The following is a 19207-nucleotide window of genomic DNA, read 5'->3' as shown; positions in this document are numbered from 1 at the left end:
CGACGTCGCGGACTGCCGTGCTCCGGTGCGCGCGGAGAAACTGTTCCGCTCGTCCTCCTCCTGCTCCCCGACTCCCTCATTTCGCCATCGGATATGGAGGCACCATGCCCAGCGCGCTCAACCCGAGTTTCTCCGCCGTGAACGTTCCCGCCTTCTCTCGGCAACACATCGCCGATGTCGCGGCGGGCGATCTCGCGGCGGTCTGCGTTCCCGGATTCTTCGACCGGCCCACGCTCGACCGCATGACGGCCGCCCTCCCCCGGCTGCCCTCGGTCGACTACCACCCGGTCCGGGTGGCCATGACGAGGTTCGGCCCGGCCCTCAACGACTTCCGCACGTCCGACGGGGTCCTGCGGGCCGAGCCGTACTGGGCGGACGCCGAGGCCGCCGAGCACAAGTGGCGGGAGGCCGACATGCAACCCGATCCGACCCTGATCTCGCTGGAGGTGCTCGGCAAGGCGTGGGGCTCGGCGGTCACGACGGCCACCATCGGCGGGCGCCCGGCCTTCGTCGGCATGATGCGCGAGATCAACGCGGGCACGCTGCTGCACTACGACGACATCCACCTCGAATACCCGGGCGGCCTCTTCGATCAGGAGATCGTCCAGCAACTCACGTACAACGTCTATCTGTTGGTGCCGGACGAGGGGGGTGGGACGAGTCTGTGGCAGCACCGTTGGGAGGCCGCCGACGACGTCCATCGGCTGCGGTACGGGTACGACCCGCGAGTGGTGGAAGGCTGTCGGACTCTCACCATCGCCCCCGGTCGGGGCGACGCCCTGCTGTTCAACCCGAACCACTACCACCGGGTGCTGCCCAACGGGACCGGCGGGGACGGTGCCCGCCGGGTCGCCGTGACGTTCTTCCTCGGGGTCACCGCGACGGGCGAGTTGGTCGCCTGGTCCTGACTCGGCGGCCAGCGTGCGGCCCGCTTCGCGGCTTGGTGATTCGTACGTGGTGATTCGTACGCGCCAATTCGTACGTGGTGTTTCGCGCAGGGTGCCTCGTACGCGAACGCTTCATGCTCGGCGATTCACGCTCGGCCGCGGGGCTCGGGCCTCTCCCGCTCGGGTTCCGCACCCGGCCGCGGGGCCGGACCTCACCTCGCGGCCGAGCCTGCCGGAGCGACTTCCCTGGCGACCGCCCATGCAGTCAACTCCCTTACGAAGACGGCTTTTTCACCGCTCGACCGGATGCCGACTCAGCCGTCGCGGGGCCCGGCGCGGCGGTGTCTGAGGTGGGCGTTGGCCGCTCCGAGCGCCATGACCACGGGCACCGTGAGGCCGAGCCAGAGAGCCGTGCCGATGCCCCCGCCGATGAGGGTGGTGAAGTTGGCGAGGATGAGCCAGACGGCGCCCGCGATGCCGAGCGCGCCCAGTACGGGGGCGATCAGGGTGTGCCAGCGGCGGTCGTCCACCCGGCTGCGGCGGAAGAAGACCACGACGGACACGGAGGTCAGCAGGTAGAGCAGCATCATCGCCAGCACGGCCAGCCCGCTGAACCAGGAGAAGAGGGTACGCACCGGATCTGCGCCCGCCACCGCGAACGGCACGATCAGGGCGAGGGCCAGGCCCGTCTGCACGCACCCCGCGGTCGCCGGTGCGCGCCGGGCGTTGAGGCGGGCCAGCGCGCCCGGGAGCTGGCCGTCCCGGCCGAGGGAGAACAGATAGCGGTTGGCCGAGTTGTGGAAGGTGAGGATGCCGGCGAACAGTGAGGTGGCCAGCAGGATGGGCAGTACGTCGCCGATCCAGTCGCCGAGTTGGGCGGTGATGGGCGCGAAGACGAACCCGTCCGACTCCCCGGCGGCCAGCGCCTCACCTGCCGCTCGCTCCGCCTGCGACGCGCCGTAGGCGGAGATGAGCATCCAGGAGACCACGGCGAAGAAGACGGTGACGGTGACGACCGACAGAAAGGTGGCTCGCGGCACCGTCCTGGTGGGGTCCTTGGCTTCCTCGCCGTAGATCGCGGTGGCTTCGAAGCCCAGCATGGACGCCATGGCGAACATGATGGAGACACCGGGTGCGCCGTGGAGTGCGGCCGACGGGGAGAAGCTGTCGGTCAGGCCGAGCCCTTCGGGGCCGCCGCCCTTGACCAGGGTGACCAGGCCGAACACCAGCAGGACGCTGAACTCGGCCAGGACCAGCACCGCCAGGATGCGGGCCCCGGTCTCGATGCCTGCGACTCCCAGCGCCTGCACCACCACCATGGTGGCCAGCGTGTACGTCCACCACGGCAGGTCGAGTGCGGTGTGGTCGGCGACGAACGCGCTGACGATGGAGCCGTAGAGCCCGTACATGGCGGCCTGGAGCACGCAGTAGGCGAACAGGGCGACGCCGGCGCTGCCCCCCGCGGTGGTGCGGCCGAGCCCCTTGCCGATGTAGACGGCGAAGGCCCCGGCGTCCACGACGTGCCGCCCCATGGCGACGAACCCGACGGAGAAGAGCAGGATCACGCCGCCGGCCAGCACATAGGCGGCCGGGGTGCCGGGACCGTTGCCGATGGCAACCGAGATCGGGGCCGCGCCCGCGATGCCCGTCAGGGGCGCCTGGGCGGACAGGACGAAGAACAGGATGCTGAGGACGCCCAGGGCGCCCGGTTTGAGCGTGGTCGCGGCGTGGGGTTCCCTCCGCGCGGCCCGCTCGGCGGAGACCTTCTGACTGTCCACACGATCACCTCCCAGACGGCGAGAAGTTCATTTGAGGTCAAACGAAGACCCCATCGTGCGGGCCAACTATCCATTTGGCAAGGGGAGGGGCGAGGGGAGCGGGACCGAGGCACCCGATCCGCGATGAAGGCGCGCCCCGAGGCTCTGCCGTACGCGGAGCGGGGCCCCGGCCCAGGACGTGCGACCGAGACCCCGCCGATCAGCCATCGGGGCCGCCCAGCCACGCCCCGACCGTCACACCCTTCACTGCGCGTGGCGCGTGCCCGCGACGCACGCGCCACGCACGTCGCCCACGCGCCTCACGGGAGACACACCCGCGAAGGGTGTGTCTGCACGTCGGCACCAACATCGGCGCGACGCCCCGGGGGCGAGATCGCTAACAGGCCCGCCACGAGGAGATCCTGTCGTTGGCCGTGGAGCCGATGTTGGGGCGGGACTCCCCGGCGCTCACGATGGCCAACACGGAACCGCCGTAGTTGGAGTGGTCGTAGAAACACACGCGCGAACCCGTGCGGTTCCACAGGGCGGTGGTCAGGTCGTTCATGTGGCTGCCTACGTTCTCCCGGGTGGTGCCAGGTACGAACAGGAAGCGCCCTTCATAGTTGCTGTCGCCCCATACGCACACGTAGCCGTCGGGGCAGTCATTCGGGTTGGCGTTGGCCTGCGTGGCGCCTGCAAGGACGGTGGTGGCGGCCATGCAGGTCGCCGCTACGACGCCAGCGATAAGAGACTTCTTCATGGGACATGCCTTTCTCTCGTCGAACGTCACACATCACGGGATGTTGTGGGCCGGGTGTTGCGCGCCACATTTCGCGGGCCGCTCTCCGCATGTCGAACCCGCACGCTGAATTCATGTACTGAGCAGGCGCGTTGATGACGTGCGCCGCGTGCATGCAGCCAGCCCGCGCACGGAGCTGCGGAAATGCGCGGTGCCGCGGGGCGCCTCGGTGTTCCTGTCGGGCCGCGGGGCCTCGCTAGCAGGCGCGCCAGGAGGAGATGGTGTCGTTGGCGTCCGGGCCCACGTTGGCCAAGTAGCCGCCGGCGGGGACGATCCGCATGACGCCACCGCGCCAGTCCGCATGGTTGTAGAAGCACACCTGGGAGCCGGTCCGGTTCCAGATGGAGCTGGTCAGGTCGTTCATGTGACTGCCCACGTTGGCACGTTCGGGACCGGGGGCGAAGAGGAACCGGCCCTCGTAGTTGATGTCCCCCCATACGCACACGTAGCCGTCGGGGCAGTCATTCGGGTTGGCGCTCGCCGACGTCGCGCTACCGATGACGGTGGTCGCCGTCATGCACGCGACTGCGGCGAGGCCGGCGACCAGAGTTCTCTTCATTTCTCTCCCCCAGATTTTTCGTCGAATTCCCTGCCGTGGGCGACGAGGGGCCCCGTCATTCGGGCACGCGATAGGGGCAATCCGTCGCGCCTGGCGGCGTGGTTGTCGAGCGAGGAACGAGTACTGCGGCGATGACCGGCCAGGCGGTGGGCTGCCGCGGCCGTCGTACCGATGCCGGACGGACGTGACCGCGCCATGGCTGCACCATGACCGCTTCGAGTGCCCGCCGATGGCCCGCGAAAGCCCGTGCGCTGTGGCTGGCCGTACGTTTCGGAATTGTCTTCAGGATTCCTCGCTGAGGTACGGCACAAGCCTGGCACACCGGCCCATCCACCCGAGACACCAACTCCGACTTACCCGGCAAATCGATTTGCTTCACGCCCGTTACCGCGTTCTGGGGGCCCGCCCCATGCGGCTTTCGCACTTCCCGTGTGCAGGTGGGAAGAGCGCCAGGGCGTGGACCGGGTGACTCCGCGTCTGAGTCGAGGCGGAACGTGCCCGAGCGGGCCCGAGTGCCCGAGGGCCCGGGGCGATCTGCGGCGACCCGGCACCGTGCGCTGCAAGCCCAGGGTCTCGGAAGACTGGGGCCGGAGCACAAGACGCCAGTAGGGCCCCAACTCCCTTATACCTAGCTCCCGTTCGCTCGACAGGACTCGGTAGCAGCGGCGCGGGATGCCGTGCGTCGCCACCGGCACCGACCGCCCTCGGCGACGACCGACGCGGACCCCGTGGCACCGGGCCACCCGCCTGCGTCCGCCGCGCCCCTGGGCTGAGCCCCCGGACCGCGCGGCAAGCGTCCGAAGCCGGGGCACGCACCCAGACCGTGCGCCGCGCATCGAGGACGCGCTCGCGAGCCGGAGCTACCCCGCCCACGCCCTGGGCGGGTGGACCCACCCGCCCATCGGCCCAGCAGGCCGATCGGAAAGGGCAGTCGGGTGCACTGAGGAGGCAGCAGGACGGGGCGGCACGACGGTCCGCGCCACCCCGTCTTCCCTGCCGTTCCTTCGCCGTCCCCTGCGCGCCGACCCCCCTCACCGCGAGCGGTCACAAGGGAGATCCAGCCAATTCGCCTGCGCTGCCACACGCCAGGACGCACCCTCTGACCGGGGAAGATACGGGGAAGGCGCACTTCGGTACCGGAACATTTGCTTCTGGAGAGGACATTGGCGCCGGCGGCGCGGACAGCCACTTCCGGTCGCGGTGTGGCGCCAGCATCTTTGCAAGCCGGGCCCGCTCCCCGAACATGGGCGGGGAGCCCAACTCACCTGGTACGGCTGAGAGTACCGCTGACGTTCAGGACCTCGTGGCACTCCTGAGCGCGCCTGCCCGTCGCCGGAGTGCCCGGCTTTTCGCAGGTCACCTGGGCCGTCACGGTGGCGTTCTCGGTGATCCTGAGGGGAGTGACCCAGTGCAGGTCGTGATTGCGGAAGGTCTCCAGAGCGATCGTCGTGATCTTGCGGTCTCCGAATTTGATGGTCAACACGCCTTCGTCACCCTGGTAGTTGGCGAGGACCAGATCGGTGATCTCGAAGACCTCGCCCTTCTTCAGCTTGGGCGTGCTGGCCTCCCCCGTGCCCGCCGGCGTTTGCACTTCGAGCGTGACCGAATGCTGCTGTTCGCCACCGGCGCCGCCGCTCCCGCCCCCGGTGCCCCCGCCGGTTCCGGAGCCGCCTCCGCGGCCCGGTTGGGTGTCCGTACCGCCGGCCCCCGGTTGGGTGCCCGTGCCGTCGCCACCGCCGCCGGGCTGGGCCCCCGCACCACCGCCGCCGGGGCGCTGGTCGGTGCCGCCGCCGGCGCCCGGCTGCTCCTGGCCCGGCACGCTGCTGCCGGGAGTGGGGCGCGGGCGCACCGCCTCGTCGGCCGCGTCCTTCGCCGCGCTGCGCACCGTGGGTCGTACCAGGGTGAACCAGGCCAGGATCAGGGCGAGCAGCGCGGCCAGCACGACGAGCAGCCACTTCGGGAAGATCGGGATCTGGACGAACTCCACTTCCAGGACCGGCCGTGGGACCGCCAGGTCCAGGAGGTCCGGCAGGGGCGGCGGGTCTGCCCGTTCCGGCCGGCCGGCGCCCGCCGCGGCCCCGGGTGTGCCCGCGGTGCCGGCCGCTTCGGCGGTCCCTGTCGTGTCGGCCGTCTCGGCGACGTCCACCGTGAACGGCCAGACCGTGGGGCTGCCGAACCAGATCGGCTGCCCCGTGCGCACCAGCAGGCCCACCTGTGCGGATTCGCCGGGGTCCAGGGACTGTGTGCTCGGACGGAAGCTGAAGCCCAGTTCCTCGCCCGGCTGTCCGGGGGTGAAGCCCAGCCGTACGGGGGCGTTTCCCTCGTTGCGCAGGGCCAGTTGGTAGCGTCCGCGCAGCCAGCCGCGGCGGCGGCGCGGCACCATCTCGGTGCGCAGTTGGCGGAACGTCCCGACGCGCACGGTGGTCTCGGGGACCCGTACCGCCTCCGGGTGTTCGGCCGGCAACACCCGTACGGCCAGCGGGTACGCGCCGGCCCGTACCTCGAAGGAGCGCGGCGGGCTCAGCCGGATCGTCACCGATGCTGAGGTGCCCGGGTAGAGCGAGACGCGCGCCGGCTCCACGACGGCCCACGCGGCGCAGTCCCCCACCACCTCCAGGGAGTACGCCTCGACGATGTCGCTGTCGTTGCGGACGGTCAGTGTGGTGGAGGCGGTGTCGCCCGGCGTCACCGACACCTCGGGGATGTCGAGACCCGGTGCACCTGGGCTGGGGGAGGCAGTGGGAGACGTCACACGAGGACGCTATGCCGGTGCCGGGGTGGCTTCGAGAGGCCGAGGGGCAAGGCCCCGGACAGTGCTCGTGCCTCTCCGAACCACCGGCGGCTCCCCCGCGCGCCCCGGGGGCGTTCGCCCGGCCGCCGCCCCGCCGAAGGCCCGCCGGGCGCCGCCGTACCTCCTGACCCCGCTTTGTCACCCGTACCGTACGCATCATGGAAGAGGTGCTGCCGCCATGTCCTCGACCCGGATGATCAGCTCTGCCAGTACGCCGGCCGCCGCGCAGCCCGAGGTCGGCCGCGCCGCCGACAGATCGGCGCACTGGCCCGCCCGCGCGGTCAGCGCCGAGCGCGTCAGCGTGGCCGTCTACGCGCCCGACCCGATCCTTTACGTGGGCACGGTCCAGCAGTTGAAGCAGCGGCCCGAGATCGACCTGGTCGCCGACGCCGACCTGGACGGCGCCCGGGTGTCCTTGGTGGTGGTGGACACGGTCAACGACGAAACGTCAGCGCTGCTCAACAGATTGCGGCACAACCCGGCCACCCGTACCGGGATCGTGGTGGGCACCTTCGAGTCGGGGGACGCGCTCCAGCGCACGCTGGACTCCGGGGTCGCCGCGGTGCTGCGGCGGGCCGAGGCCGACCAGGACAAGCTGTTGCGCCTGGTGCTGGCGATCGCCAGGGGTGAGGGTGTGCTCCCCGGTGATCTGTTGGCCAAGCTCCTCACCCACGTGGGCCACCTCCAGCGCTCCTCGCTCGACCCGCAGGCCGTGTCCCTGTCGACGCTGACCGCCCGCGAGGCGGAGATGTTGCGCCTGGTCTCCGAGGGGCTGGACACCACGGAGATCGCCCGCAAGACCGCGTACTCCGAACGGACCGTCAAGAACGTGCTGCACGAGGTCATCACGCGTCTGCAACTGCGCAATCGGGCGCATGCGGTCGGCTACGCGCTCCGTCGGGGCCTGATCTGAGCGCGTCCGGCTGACGGCCACCGGCAGGCCGTCAGTGGCGGCGGCGCCCCGCCCGCTGCCCTGGAACACCCCGGCGTCTTCCCCCGACTTCGTCCCCATCGCCCTGCCCCGGTGGGTGTGGCGGGCCGCAGGCTGGTGGCCCTACGTGTGGCATCGGCAGGGGAAGGGTGAGGTGGGTCGTGAGGGGCAGCGGGGGCACGGAAGGTCGGCGGCGGCGCGGGGGGCGGGTCGTCCTGACGTTGTTGCTGCTGGCCCCGCTGCTCGGGGTGGGTCCGGTGGCCCGGCCGGCTGCCGATGACGAGGCGGCGCAGGTCGCGGCGGCCGAGACCCGCATCGTGTACGCCGGGACCCGGCACCGCAGTCTGGGCCGGGTGGAGAACGGCACGTCGAGCCCGCCGCTGTTCGGCGCCGGCCCCACCCACTACGACGTGGACCCGGCGGCCCTGGGCGACCAGTTGGTCTTCGCCAGCCGGCGGGACGAGCGGCGGCCCCAGGTCTATCTGCGCGCCGCTGACGGATCGGTGCGCCGGCTGACCAGCGGCCGGGACGCCGCGCACCCGCGGCTGACGCCGGACGGGCAGGCCGTCGTCTTCGACTCGGCCGAGCCCGGCGGGCCCGGCGGTGCCACCCAACGTGACCTGTGGCGGGTGGGGGTGGACGGCACCGGTCTGACGCGGCTGACCGACACGCCGGCCAACGAGGAGTGGCCGACGCTCTCGCCCGACGGGCAGCGGCTGGCGTACGCGAGCGACGTCGACCGGGCGGCGGGGCGGCAGATCTACGTACGGCCGCTGGCCGGCGGCCAGGCGCGGCGCGTCACGGACCCGGCGGGCGGCAGCACGGCCGGCGAGCCCGTCTGGAACCCGCTGGACACCGCCCAGAAGCGGAACGTCATCGCGTACACGGCCACCGGTCCTGACGGCCCGCAGCTGCACTGGACCAACGGGGACGGCGGCGGGGGCGGGCCGCTGTTGGGGGGCGGGCGGGAGAAGTGGCGTGCGCATCGGGCAGCGTGGTTGCCCGACGGGGACGGGCTGTTGTTCCTCAGTCCGGAGCGCACCTGCGACTGCAAGGGCGACTGGGACCACGTGTACCTGGTGAAGGTGCACGCCGAGGAGGACCCGACGCTGGTGCTCAGCGAGGACCGTGAGGTGGGGTCGGCGACCTGGCTCGGGCCGGTGGCGGGCGGGAGCACGGTGGTGGACCGCACCACGCCCGACGAGCCGGCGGCGAAGGAGGAGCCGGACGGCAGGGGCGGGCCGCATCAGGTCACGCTCCAGGACGTCCGCCTTGACGGCTCCGACCCGCGCGACCTGGGCCGATTGCTCCTCGAAGAGGACCCGGCGGCGGACACCGACACCAAACGGGACCGGCTGTTTGAACCCGACGCGGCGTACGACCCGTGGACCGAGCGGCAGACCTATGCGCCCGACGGCCGCCGGATCGCCTTCACCGCGTTCGAGGGCGCGTACGGGCAGCGGTTGCAGCAGATCTGGACCGCCGAGGCCGACGGCACCGGGGCCGCCGTGCTGCCGCTGGCCGAACGCGGGCCGCTCGACCGGGACACCGATCCGACGTTCTCGCCCGACGGGAAGTACCTGGCCTTCACCCGTACCTCGCCGGACGGGGCGGGCGGCATGACCCCCGGGCGGGTCCTGATCGCGGACGCGGCGACCGGCGCGATCGTCAACCGGATCACCCCGCCGGCCGGGCAGGGCCTCGGCGACGCGCAGCCCACCTGGTCGCCGGATGGCACCGTGCTGGCCTTCACCCGCAACCAGGCCGGGTACAGGGGCGTCAAGCACGTGTGGACGGTACCCCGCGACCGCCCGGGTGAGCAGCGCGACCTCAGCGCGACCGGCTGTCCCGAGGGTTGCCGGGTGATCGACGACAGCCCGGCGTTCTCGCCCGACGGGCGGACGGTGGTCTTCAACCGGAAGAGCAACGACACGAAGGAACGGGGCGGCCTGCTGCTCACCTCCGTGGCGGGTGACGGCTGCCGGGTGCTGTTGCCCACGGCCGCGCGCGACGTGCCCGGTGCCTGTGGCCGGGAGCTGCCCGACACGGACGCCACCGGCCCCTTCCAGCCCCGGGACGCGGCGTGGACGGCCGACGGCGGGAACCTGGTGTTCACCTCGCGCGCCGCGCTGCCCCGCACCAGCCCGGAGAAGCTGCGCGTGCTGAACGTGGCCACGGGTGCGGTGACCTCGCTCACCGACGATCTGCCGGGGCGGCAGAAGGAGCCGAGCGTGCAGCAGTCGGTGGACCTCGCGGTGCGGGCGCCCGACACCGCCGACGAGATCACCGTCGGCCGTACGGGCACGGTCGGGGTGGAGGTGGTCAACCACGGGCCCGCCGCTTCGCCCGGCACCCGGTTGACGCTCGCACCGCCCGCCGGGGTGCGCGTCACGGGCCTGTCCGCGCCGGGCCGCACCTGTCAGGCAGCGGCCCTGACCTGCGAGGTGGGTGTGGTGCCGGCGGGTGGCACGGTGCCGGTGACCGTCACCTTGACCGGGGTCACGCCCGGCCGGCACCTGATCGAGTGGTCGGTGACGGGCGCCGTGCTCGACCCGCGGCCGAGCGACAACGCCGACCGGACCGTCGTACCGGTCCGTGAGGTACCCGTCCCACCCAGTCCCACCCCGCCCACACCCCCGACGCCCACGCCACCCGTCCCGACGACGGCGCCACCCACCCAGACCCCACCCAGCACAACGCCGCCGAGCACTCCGCCACCCAGTACGCCGCCACCGCCCAGGCCGGCGCCGCCACCGCCGCCGCTGCCCGCGCCGCCCCCCGTGCCGGCGCCGCCACCGGCGCCCGTGGCCGGGCCCGGCGTGAGCATCGCGGTCGCGCCGAACCCGGGTTACGTCGGCGGGCGCGTCGTGGTCACGTACACCGTCCGCAACGGTCGTCAGGCGCTCGCCACCGGGCTGCGGCTGCGCCTCGGACTGCCCGCGGGGGTGCCGAACAACGGGCCGCCCGCCGGCTGTGACCGGGACTTCGACTGCGCCCTTCCGGATCTGACGCCCGGTGCGCGCACCGTGCTGCACGTCGTGCTGAGCCCCAAGAAGGCGCTCACCACCGAGGTGACCGCCGCGCTGACGACCACCGGTACGGACGCCGACCTCGGCGACAACCGCGCCCGCCGTCCGCTGCGCGTCCTGCAACCGCGGATCGTCGCCGTGCCGCCCATCGGCGAGCCCGGCTTCGTCACCTCCGTACGCGGCAAGGACTTCCCGCCCGGCGTCCCGGTGCGCTTCCGGTGGCGTCCCGGCATCACGGCGGCAGCGGCGCCCACCGTCCCCAAGGCGGACGGCACCTTCATCGGTCAACTCCTCATCCTGCACAAGGACCAGACGGGGCCGCGGACGATCACCGCGAGCGGCCCCGGGTTCTCCCCGGTGACGACCGACTTCCTCGTGGTCAGCGGCAGCATCCAGCCCCCCGACGAGGTGATCCGCCGATGATCCACGAGGTCGACGACGCGCTCCAGCGGTTGCTCGACGAGTCCGGGCTCGCGGATTCCGGCGTCGAGGTGGTCTTCGACGCCCCGACCCGCGACTGGGCCGCGCGCCGCAGCGCGCCGCCCGTGTGCGTGTTCCTGTACGACATCCGCGAGGACGCCACGCGGCGGGGCGGCGGCAGCGGCGGCGAGGAGTATGACGCGGACGGGCTGGTCGTCGCGCGGCGCGCGCCCGCCCGCTGGTTCCTGCTGACGTATCTGGTCACGGCTTGGGCGAGTCGTTCACAGGACGAACACCGTTTGCTGGCACAGGTGTTGACCACGTTGACGGCTGCGGAGGCGCTGCCGCAGCGCCTGTTGACCGGTTCGCTGGCCGCGCTGGGCCGCCCCGTGGACCTCGGTCTGGTCGGCACCGGCCCCGACACGCCCGCCGCCGCCGACGTGTGGTCCGCGCTGGGCGGGGAGTTCCGGCCCTCGCTTGAGGTTCAGGTGCGGGCGCCGCTGGCCGGTGCCAGCCGGGCGGCGGCCCCGCCGGTCACCGAGGGGCTCGTGGTGCGGCCGGCGCGGGAGACGGAGTCCGATGAGGGTGTGGAGGCTCTGGAGGGTGATCGCCGGCTGCGCTACACGGGGCTCGACGACCCGGGCGCTGAGGGGTTCGGCGCGCCGCGGGAGCGGCGGCCCGCGCCCGCGCGCCGACGCCGACGCCACGGGGGCCGCCAGCCGTGACGGACACCGTGCAGCCCGTGGCCAGCACCGACGAGGAGGCCGTGCCGTATCTGTGGCGGCGGCTGCGGCTGGTGGAGGAGCGGGTACGCGTCGCGGTGGCCGCCCGGCGCGCCGGCGACCCGTACCCGGACGATCCCTACCTGGGCCAGTACCTCTCTCCGGAGGCGGCGGCCCGTGTTCTGGCGGAGCCCGCCGACCGGTTCGGCCTGTCGGCGCCGCCCGCTGCGCAACCTCCGCCCGGTTCGGTCATCGAGCGGCTGGCCGGGGCGTTCGGCCTGGCACCGATCGACGTGGACCTGCTGCTGATCGCCGTGGCACCGGATCTGGACGCCAGGTTCGAGCGGCTCTACGGCTATCTCAACGACGATCTGACGCGCCGTCGGCCCACCGTCGGGCTCGCGCTCGAACTGTGCGGGCACGGCGGTGCGTCCGCCGTGCGCTTCCGGCTCGCCGCGGGCGCGCCGCTGCTCGCCGGCGGGGTGGTGGAGGTCGGGGAGCCGGAACGGCCGCCGCGCTCGCGGGTGGTGAGCGTGCCCGACCGGGTGACGGCGCACCTGCTCGGCCATGACGCGCCGGCCGGCGATCTGCTGCCGGTGCTCGGCGATGACGTTCCCGACCCCGCGGTGGACGGCGTGCGGGTGCGCGAGGCGGCCTCGGCGGCCGGCACCGGGTCCGGTCACGTGCACGTACGGGCCCGTGGTGGTGCCCCCGAGGGCCTGGCGGGCGCGGCGCTGCGGGAGATGGGGCGCGGCGTTCTGGTGCTGGATGCGGCGGCGCTGGTGCAGCGGCCCGGCGAGTGGCCCGCGGTGGCCGCGGTCGCGGCCCGTGAGGCGCGGCTGACCGGGTCCGGGATCGTCATCGGGCCGCTGGAGGCGCTGCCGGACCGGCCGGCTGAGCGGGCCGAGTTGCTGCGTGCGCTGTGTACGGCGGCCCGCGGCCTTCCCCTGTTCACCTATGGCGTGCACGACTGGGACCCGGTGTGGGCGGCGGACACCCCGGTGACGGTGACCGTGCCGGCCGCCTCGCCCGCGCAGCAGGCGGCGCGCTGGCGGCGGGCGTTGGAGCGGGCCGGTGGCACGCCGGGGGACGAGGCGGGCGCGTTGGCCCGTTCGGTGGCCGCGCACCGGCTGGACTCGGGGCAGTTGCGGCGGGCCGCGGGCGCGGCGGTGCGCACGGCGGCGCTCGCCGGGCGTCCGGTGGCCGCCGATGATCTGCGGGGCGCCGTGCGCGCCCAGAACGGGGTGGGGCTGGCCCGGCTCGCGCGCCGGGTGGTGCCCGCGGTGGGCTGGGCCGATCTGGTCCTGCCCGACCGGACCCATCAGGCGTTGCGCGAACTCGCGGTGCGCGCCCGCCACCGCGATCAGGTGCTGGGGCAGTGGGGCATGCGGCCCGGGGGCGGCCGGGGGCACGGGGTGATCGCGCTGTTCGCCGGCCCTTCGGGCACCGGCAAGACGATGTCGGCCGAGGTGGTGGCCGCCGATCTGGGCATGGACCTGTACGTGGTGGACCTGTCCACGGTGGTCGACAAGTACATCGGGGAGACCGAGAAGAACCTGGAGCGGATCTTCACCGAGGCGTCGGCGGTCAATGCGGTGTTGCTCTTCGACGAGGCCGACGCGATCTTCGGCAAGCGTTCTGAGGTACGGGGCGCCAACGACCGGCACGCGAACATCGAGTCGGCATATCTGCTCCAGCGCATGGAGTCCTTCGACGGCATCGCGGTGCTGACGACCAATCTGCGCGCCAATGTGGACGAGGCGTTCACCCGGCGGCTGGACGTGGTGGCGGAGTTCCCGGTGCCCACCACGGCCCAGCGCCTTGCCCTGTGGGAGCGGTGTCTTGGGGGTCGGTTGCCGCGCGGTACGGATCTTGACCTGGGATTCTGTGCGGACCGCTTCGAGTTGTCCGGCGGTTCCATCCGGGCCTGTGCGGTGACCGCCGCCTATCTGGCGGCCGAGTCCGGCACCGAGCTGTCCATGTACCAGGTGGTGACGGCCGTTGCCCGGGAGTACCGCAAGCTGGGGCGGCTGGTCCTGGAGGGCGAGTTCGGCCCGTACCTGGCCCAGGTCAGGCACGCCGGCTGACCCCACACGGCCGGCATCTGACGCCCCGTGCGCCCCCACCGTTGCACGTGGCGCACGGCGGTCGGCGACCTGGCGGGGCAGGGGCTCTGCCCCCGGGCAGGCCCTCAGTCTCCTAGGCACCGGGGGCGTCGGCGTCAAGGCTGGGTCCGCGACCGAAGACCGCCGAGCACGGAGGAGCGAGCATGCCGACGTACCTCACCCCAGGCGTGTACGTGGAGGAGGTGCAGTCCGGCGCCCGCCCGATCGAGGGGGTCGGCACGGCCGTCGCCGCGTTCGTCGGCTTCGCCGAGAAGGGCCCCTTCCACGCGCCGACCCTGGTCACCAGTTGGGAGCAGTACACCCAACAGTTCGGTGGCTTCACCCGCGGCGCCTATCTGCCGCACGCCGCGTACGGCTACTTCGCCAACGGCGGCGGCGCGGCGTACGTCGTGCGCATCGGCGGGGCGGCGGCGGGCGCGTCGACGCCAGCGCCGGACGGGGCCGGGTCCGAGGCCGGGCAGGTGTCGGCGCCCACCGCGGTGGAGGTCGGCGGCTTCCTGGTGGCGGCCAGGCCCGGGGTGAGCGGGGTGTCCGTCGAGATCGCCGCGCCGGAGGGGGACAACCCGCCCGAAGACCGGTTCAAGGTGCTGGTCCGCCAGGGCGACCAGGTGGTCGAGACATACGAGGCGTCCACTCGCAAGAGTGTGAAGGGCTATCTGGTGAGCCAGGCCCGTGCCTCGAAGCTGATCGAGGTCACCGAGGCGCGCGGGGCGGCCCAGGGGCGACCGGTGGCGCAGCGGGTTGCGGTCCCGGACGCGCCGGCTCCGACCGCGGCGCCGGGGACCGGGGGCGGGGTGGCGCGCCTTGACGCGGCCGAGTACGTGGGGGACGCCGAGGCCCGTACCGGGTTCGCCGGGTTGGAGTCCATCGACGAGATCACCATGGTCGCCGTGCCGGACCTGATGAGCGCCTTCCAGCGGGGCGACATCGACGCGGAGGGCGTGCGCACGGTGCAGCTCGCCGTCATCTCGCACTGTGAGCAGATGGGCGACCGGGTGGCGATCCTGGACGCGCCGCCCGGCCTCTCCGCGCAGCAGGTGCGTGCCTGGCGCAACGACGAGGCGGGTTACGACTCCCGTTACGCGACCCTCTACTACCCGTGGGTGCGGGTCTTCGACCCGGCGGCCGGGCACAACGCGACCATCCCGCCCAGCGGCCACGTCGCCGGCCTGTGGGCGCGCAGCGACGTGGAGCGCGGGGTGCACAAGGCCCCGGCCAACGAGGTGTTGCGCGGGGCGGTGGACCTTGAGTTGCGGCTCAGCAAGGGCGAGCAGGACCTGCTCAACCCGATCGGCGTGAACTGTGTGCGTGCCTTCCCCGGGCGGGGCATCCGGGTGTGGGGCGCCCGCACCCTCTCCTCCGACCCGGCCTGGCGCTATCTGAACGTGCGCCGACTCTTCAACTACCTTGAAGAATCCATCCTGTTGGGAACCCAGTGGGTCGTCTTCGAGCCGAACGACGACCGGTTGTGGTCGAGCATCCGCCGTAACATCACCGCGTTTCTCACCGAGGAGTGGCGCCGGGGCGCGCTGTTCGGGCGCACCGCCACGGAGGCCTTCTACGTCAAGTGCGACCGCGACAACAACCCGCAGGAGGCCATCGACCAGGGGCGGGTGGTCTGCGAGATCGGTGTCTCCCCGGTCAAGCCGGCGGAGTTCGTGGTGTTCCGGCTGGCCCAGTTCTCCGACAGCACCAGCCTCGTCGACGAGTGAATCAGGAAGGGTGACACACGGTCATGGCAGAGGGCGATGCGCTTTCCACCCATATCTTCGGCGTGCAGCTCGGCGGGTACCTGGTGGAGTCGATCCAGGAGATCAGCGGGCTGTCCGTCGAGGAGGAAGTGGTGGAGGTCCGGCAGGTCAGCGCCGACGGCAAGCAGATCATCCGTAAACAGCCCGGCGCCCGACAGGCCGGCGAGATCACCATCACCCGGGGGCTCGACAAGAGCAGCGAGTTCACCACCTGGATCAAGGAGACGCTCAACAACGGCGCCGTCGACACCGCGCGGCAGAACCTGACCATCGAGATCAAGGACTCCACGGGTGAGACCGTGCGGCGCATCCAGCTCATGCAGGGTTGGGCGTCCAAGTGGGAGGGCCCGTCGCTGAAGGCGGGCGAGTCATCGGCCGCCACGGAGACCGTGACCATCGTGTTCGAGGAGATCGTCGTCGAATGAGGCGCCGTACGGTCACGGCGGGCAACCTGGAGGAGATCCTCCAGGCCACGGCGCCCGCGACGCAGACGGGTGAGGCAGCCCCGCAGCCCCAGGCCGCGCCGGCCGCGGCGGCGGGCCAAGGCTCCGGGTTGCGCACCGAGTTCGAGTTCGAGTTGCCGCGCGGCTATCTGGACGAGGCGGGGACGCTACACCGGCACGGGTCGATGCGGCTGGCCACCGCCCGCGACGAACTGCGCCCCCAGATCGACCTGCGGGTCAAGGAGAACCCGGCGTACCTGAGCGTGGTGCTGCTCAGCCAGGTGATCACCCGGATCGGTGCGATCACCGATGTGCACGCCGGTGTCGTGGAGCGCATGTACGCCACCGACATCGCCTTCCTCCAGGACTTCTACCGGCGCGTCAACAGTGAGGGGCACACCCGGGCCGCGGTCACCTGCCCGCACTGCGAGGGTGGCTTCGAGGTCGACCTCTCGGGTGGGCGCCTGGGGGAATCGTGACGTACGCCCTCCCCCGGCTGCGGGAGGAGATCGCGTACATCGCCTACCACTTCCACTGGCCGCGCGAGGAGATCCTCGACCTGCCCCACGGCGAACGCCAGCAGTGGGTGGCCGAGATCGCCCACATCAACACGCGTGCGAACGAAGGTGGTTGAGCGGATGGCTTGGTGGGACAGGTGGCGCGGGCGGACGGCTGCCGGGCCGCAGGGTCCGGCGGCGCAGCCAGCCGAGGCGACCGCTGCGGAGCGGGCGGCGTCGGCGGTGGGTGGGACGCCGCCGGTGGCCGCGGCGACCGTGCCGGGCGACTGGGACGGCGGCTGGCGGCACACCGCACCCCCGCGCCTCACCCTGGCCCGCGCCCCGCTGGCCGTCAGTGACGGGCTGGCCTTCCGCGGCCGGCTGGCGGCGTGGCGCAACCCGCTCTTCGACACGGGCCTCGCACACACGGTGACGCCGCTGGCACCGGCGGGTGTGGCGCGCGGCATCGCCCGCCCGGCCGCGGCGCCACCCACGCACGGTGCGGGTGGGCCCTTGCTGCTGCGTGCGGTGCTGCCGCCCGGCGGGGCGGCCGAGGATTCCGGGCCTGCTGGCCTCGGGGCTGGTCGCGCTGGCGCTGGTGGCACCGGTTCCGCCGGCCTCGGTTCTGGCACCGGGGCTGGGCGGGGCCGCGGGCGGGACGCTGGACGCGGGCGAGGCTCGGCGGGTGCAGGTACGGGTTCGGGTTCGGGTTCGGGTTCGGGTTCGGGTTCGGGTTCGGGTTCGGCGAGGGTTGGTGCCGGGTCCGGGGCCGGGGCAACCGCCGGTGGTGCCGTACCGCGCCGCGCACATCCCGCCGGCGCCGGAACACCCGGCACGAGCAAGGCAGTGCAGCGTCGTACGGAGCCTGCCGGCGGGGTGGAGCAGTCGGGTGTGTCGGGCGCCGGGGTGCCGGGAGCAGCTTCGGCGGGCGCGGTCCCTGGTTCCGGGGCGGCGGCCGGCACGGGGGCGGGATCTAGCTCCGGGGCGGTGGGCGGCCCTGGCGGAGCGCGGGCGGCCTGGCCCACCGGTGCGCGGGGTGTCAGGCCGGGGCAGGTTGGTTCGCAGGAGGCTGGTTCACAGGTGACCGGCCCGCGTGAGGCTGGTTCGCGTCCGGTCGGCCCCCTCGTGGCGCGCGCGGCGAGCGGCACCGGTGCTGCCGCGGCGCAGCCGCTGTCGGGCGACGGGTCGGCCGGAGCATCCCCCGTCACGCCGCCGGGCACTCCTCGGGGATCGACGGCCCGAGCCACACCGACGGGCACCACCGGCTCCACCGACTCCACCGACTCCACCGAGTCGAACTCACTTGATCTAAAAGGGAGTTCGCAGCAATCGACTACGGGGCCCGCGGAACGCGGCCTCGTCTCCGAGCGCCCCCTGCCGACCGCACCTCGGCCCGGGCTCGACCAGGCCGCGCACGTCCGGTCCGGGCCTGCCCGGGCCACGCCCGACCGGTCGGGGCCGGGTGTCGTCCAGCGAGCGTCGGACGGTGGCGCGGCGTCCCCACTCGCCGGGGGTGTCACCTCTCCCGCGCCTCCGCCCCTCCCCCTGGTACGCCGCATCGCCGTGGTGCCGGGTGCCGCATCGCCACGGATCGGCGCCGCCCCTGCCGCCGCCTCCGACACCACTTCCGCCATGTCAGCCACGTCCGCCGCCGGGCTCGGCGGTTCCGCCGGTTCCGCCGGTTCCGGGCCACCTTCCGCGCCCGCCGCTGGCGCCGGACGGCAGGCTGGCGGAGCCAGTAGCCCCGGGGCCGCGCAGCGCGGTCCCGCGGCATCGGCCACCGCCGGGCGCCGCGGCGCGGCTGCGGACCGGGGCGCCGACCGTACGGGCCCGGGCGACGCGCCGCGCAGCGCCGCGGATTCGAGGGCACAGCAACCGGCACAGCAACCGGCACGGCAACCGGGTTCCGGCAGACAACTCGCCGTACGAACCCGCCCGTTGGGCCGTCCGCTCATCGTGGCACGGGTGCCGCTGCGGACGACCCGGCGGGTGTATCCCGTACGCCCCGTCCCCGCCCGGCCAGCCCCGGCGACGCCATCCGCCACCGCGTCCGGTCCGACCGCGCCACCGGCCGCCGCGCCAGGACCTGCCACACCGTCGACCACCGCATCCGATCCGCACGGCGGGCCCAGGCACGCCCCGGGTGCTGCCGCCGGGTCCGGGGCGCCGGTCAGGGAGGTGCCGCTGTCGGCCGCGCGGGCGCCGCTCGGCGCGCCGCTGGCCGGGCTGCCGCCCACTGCGGTTCCGCTGGCGCCGGATGCCTCGGCCCCCCGTCCGAACCCTTCCGGCGCGCCGGGAGCGGAGCGGGCGGGTTCGGCGGGCGCCACGCTGCCGGTGGTGCAGCCGCGCCGCACGGAGGGCGGCGCGCCCCCGGCGGGGGCCCGGGGGGCGGCCCCCCGGCCCCCCCCCCGGGCGGGCCGCGCCCGGAAACCGTACGGGTCAACCGTACGAGGCATCGCGCCGAAGTCTACTGGCGCCTTCCGCGGTGGCCTGAT

13 protein-coding genes are annotated in these 19207 nt (G+C 73.2%); 9 read left to right on the top strand and 4 right to left on the bottom strand.

What is annotated here, in order from left to right:
• Positions 1-104 precede the first annotated feature (104 nt).
• Positions 105-908, top strand: a complete 804-nt coding sequence (locus tag AAHZ94_RS01100; protein ID WP_349989907.1) for a 2OG-Fe(II) oxygenase family protein — start codon at positions 105-107, stop codon at positions 906-908.
• 293 nt (positions 909-1201) lie between these two features.
• Here AAHZ94_RS01100 and AAHZ94_RS01095 read toward each other — a convergent pair whose 3' ends face one another.
• The 4 genes from AAHZ94_RS01095 to AAHZ94_RS01080 all read right to left on the bottom strand — a co-directional run bounded on the left by AAHZ94_RS01095 (position 1202) and on the right by AAHZ94_RS01080 (position 6754).
• Complete coding sequence (locus AAHZ94_RS01095) at positions 1202-2665, bottom strand: APC family permease (RefSeq protein WP_349989906.1); 1464 nt, start codon at positions 2663-2665, stop codon at positions 1202-1204.
• A gap of 376 nt (positions 2666-3041) precedes the next feature.
• On the bottom strand, positions 3042-3404 hold the full coding sequence (locus AAHZ94_RS01090) for a peptidase inhibitor family I36 protein (RefSeq protein ID WP_349989905.1): 363 nt from the start codon (positions 3402-3404) through the stop codon (positions 3042-3044).
• A gap of 235 nt (positions 3405-3639) precedes the next feature.
• Positions 3640-4002: a peptidase inhibitor family I36 protein gene (locus tag AAHZ94_RS01085; RefSeq protein WP_349989904.1), complete on the bottom strand. Its 363-nt coding sequence runs from the start codon at positions 4000-4002 to the stop codon at positions 3640-3642.
• A gap of 1261 nt (positions 4003-5263) precedes the next feature.
• Complete coding sequence (locus tag AAHZ94_RS01080; protein WP_349989903.1) at positions 5264-6754, bottom strand: COG1470 family protein; 1491 nt, start codon at positions 6752-6754, stop codon at positions 5264-5266.
• Between the two features lie 217 nt (positions 6755-6971).
• Between AAHZ94_RS01080 and AAHZ94_RS01075 the strand changes: the two genes are divergently transcribed.
• From AAHZ94_RS01075 to AAHZ94_RS01040, 8 genes are all read left to right on the top strand, one after another.
• Positions 6972-7706, top strand: a complete 735-nt coding sequence (locus tag AAHZ94_RS01075) for a helix-turn-helix transcriptional regulator (protein WP_349989902.1) — start codon at positions 6972-6974, stop codon at positions 7704-7706.
• A 179-nt stretch (positions 7707-7885) separates the two neighbouring features.
• Positions 7886-11176 carry a hypothetical protein gene (locus AAHZ94_RS01070; protein ID WP_349989901.1) on the top strand — a complete coding sequence of 1097 codons (3291 nt, stop codon included), beginning with the start codon at positions 7886-7888 and terminating at the stop codon, positions 11174-11176.
• Positions 11173-11898, top strand: a complete 726-nt coding sequence (locus AAHZ94_RS01065; protein WP_349989900.1) for a Pvc16 family protein — start codon at positions 11173-11175, stop codon at positions 11896-11898. The genes AAHZ94_RS01070 and AAHZ94_RS01065 overlap by 4 nt, the downstream gene beginning before the upstream one ends.
• Before the next feature lie 17 nt (positions 11899-11915).
• The gene (locus AAHZ94_RS01060; protein ID WP_349989899.1) at positions 11916-13982 is read left to right on the top strand and encodes an ATP-binding protein; all 2067 of its coding nucleotides are present in this window, start codon (positions 11916-11918) and stop codon (positions 13980-13982) included.
• Positions 13983-14164: 182 nt separating this feature from the next.
• A complete protein-coding gene (locus tag AAHZ94_RS01055; RefSeq protein WP_349989898.1) occupies positions 14165-15733 on the top strand; it encodes a phage tail sheath family protein in 1569 nt (522 codons plus the stop codon).
• A 23-nt stretch (positions 15734-15756) separates the two neighbouring features.
• Entirely contained in the window at positions 15757-16197 is a 441-nt protein-coding gene (locus AAHZ94_RS01050; protein WP_349989897.1) for a phage tail protein, read from the top strand.
• Complete coding sequence (locus tag AAHZ94_RS01045) at positions 16194-16694, top strand: hypothetical protein (RefSeq protein WP_349989896.1); 501 nt, start codon at positions 16194-16196, stop codon at positions 16692-16694. The genes AAHZ94_RS01050 and AAHZ94_RS01045 overlap by 4 nt, the downstream gene beginning before the upstream one ends.
• Positions 16691-16849: a DUF6760 family protein gene (locus AAHZ94_RS01040; protein ID WP_349989895.1), complete on the top strand. Its 159-nt coding sequence runs from the start codon at positions 16691-16693 to the stop codon at positions 16847-16849. The genes AAHZ94_RS01045 and AAHZ94_RS01040 overlap by 4 nt, the downstream gene beginning before the upstream one ends.
• Positions 16850-19207 lie beyond the last annotated feature (2358 nt).

The organism is Streptomyces sp. HSW2009 (assembly GCF_040240285.1).
In the GTDB taxonomy this organism is placed as follows: domain Bacteria; phylum Actinomycetota; class Actinomycetes; order Streptomycetales; family Streptomycetaceae; genus Streptomyces.
This window is presented reverse-complemented; position numbering and strand designations above follow the sequence as displayed.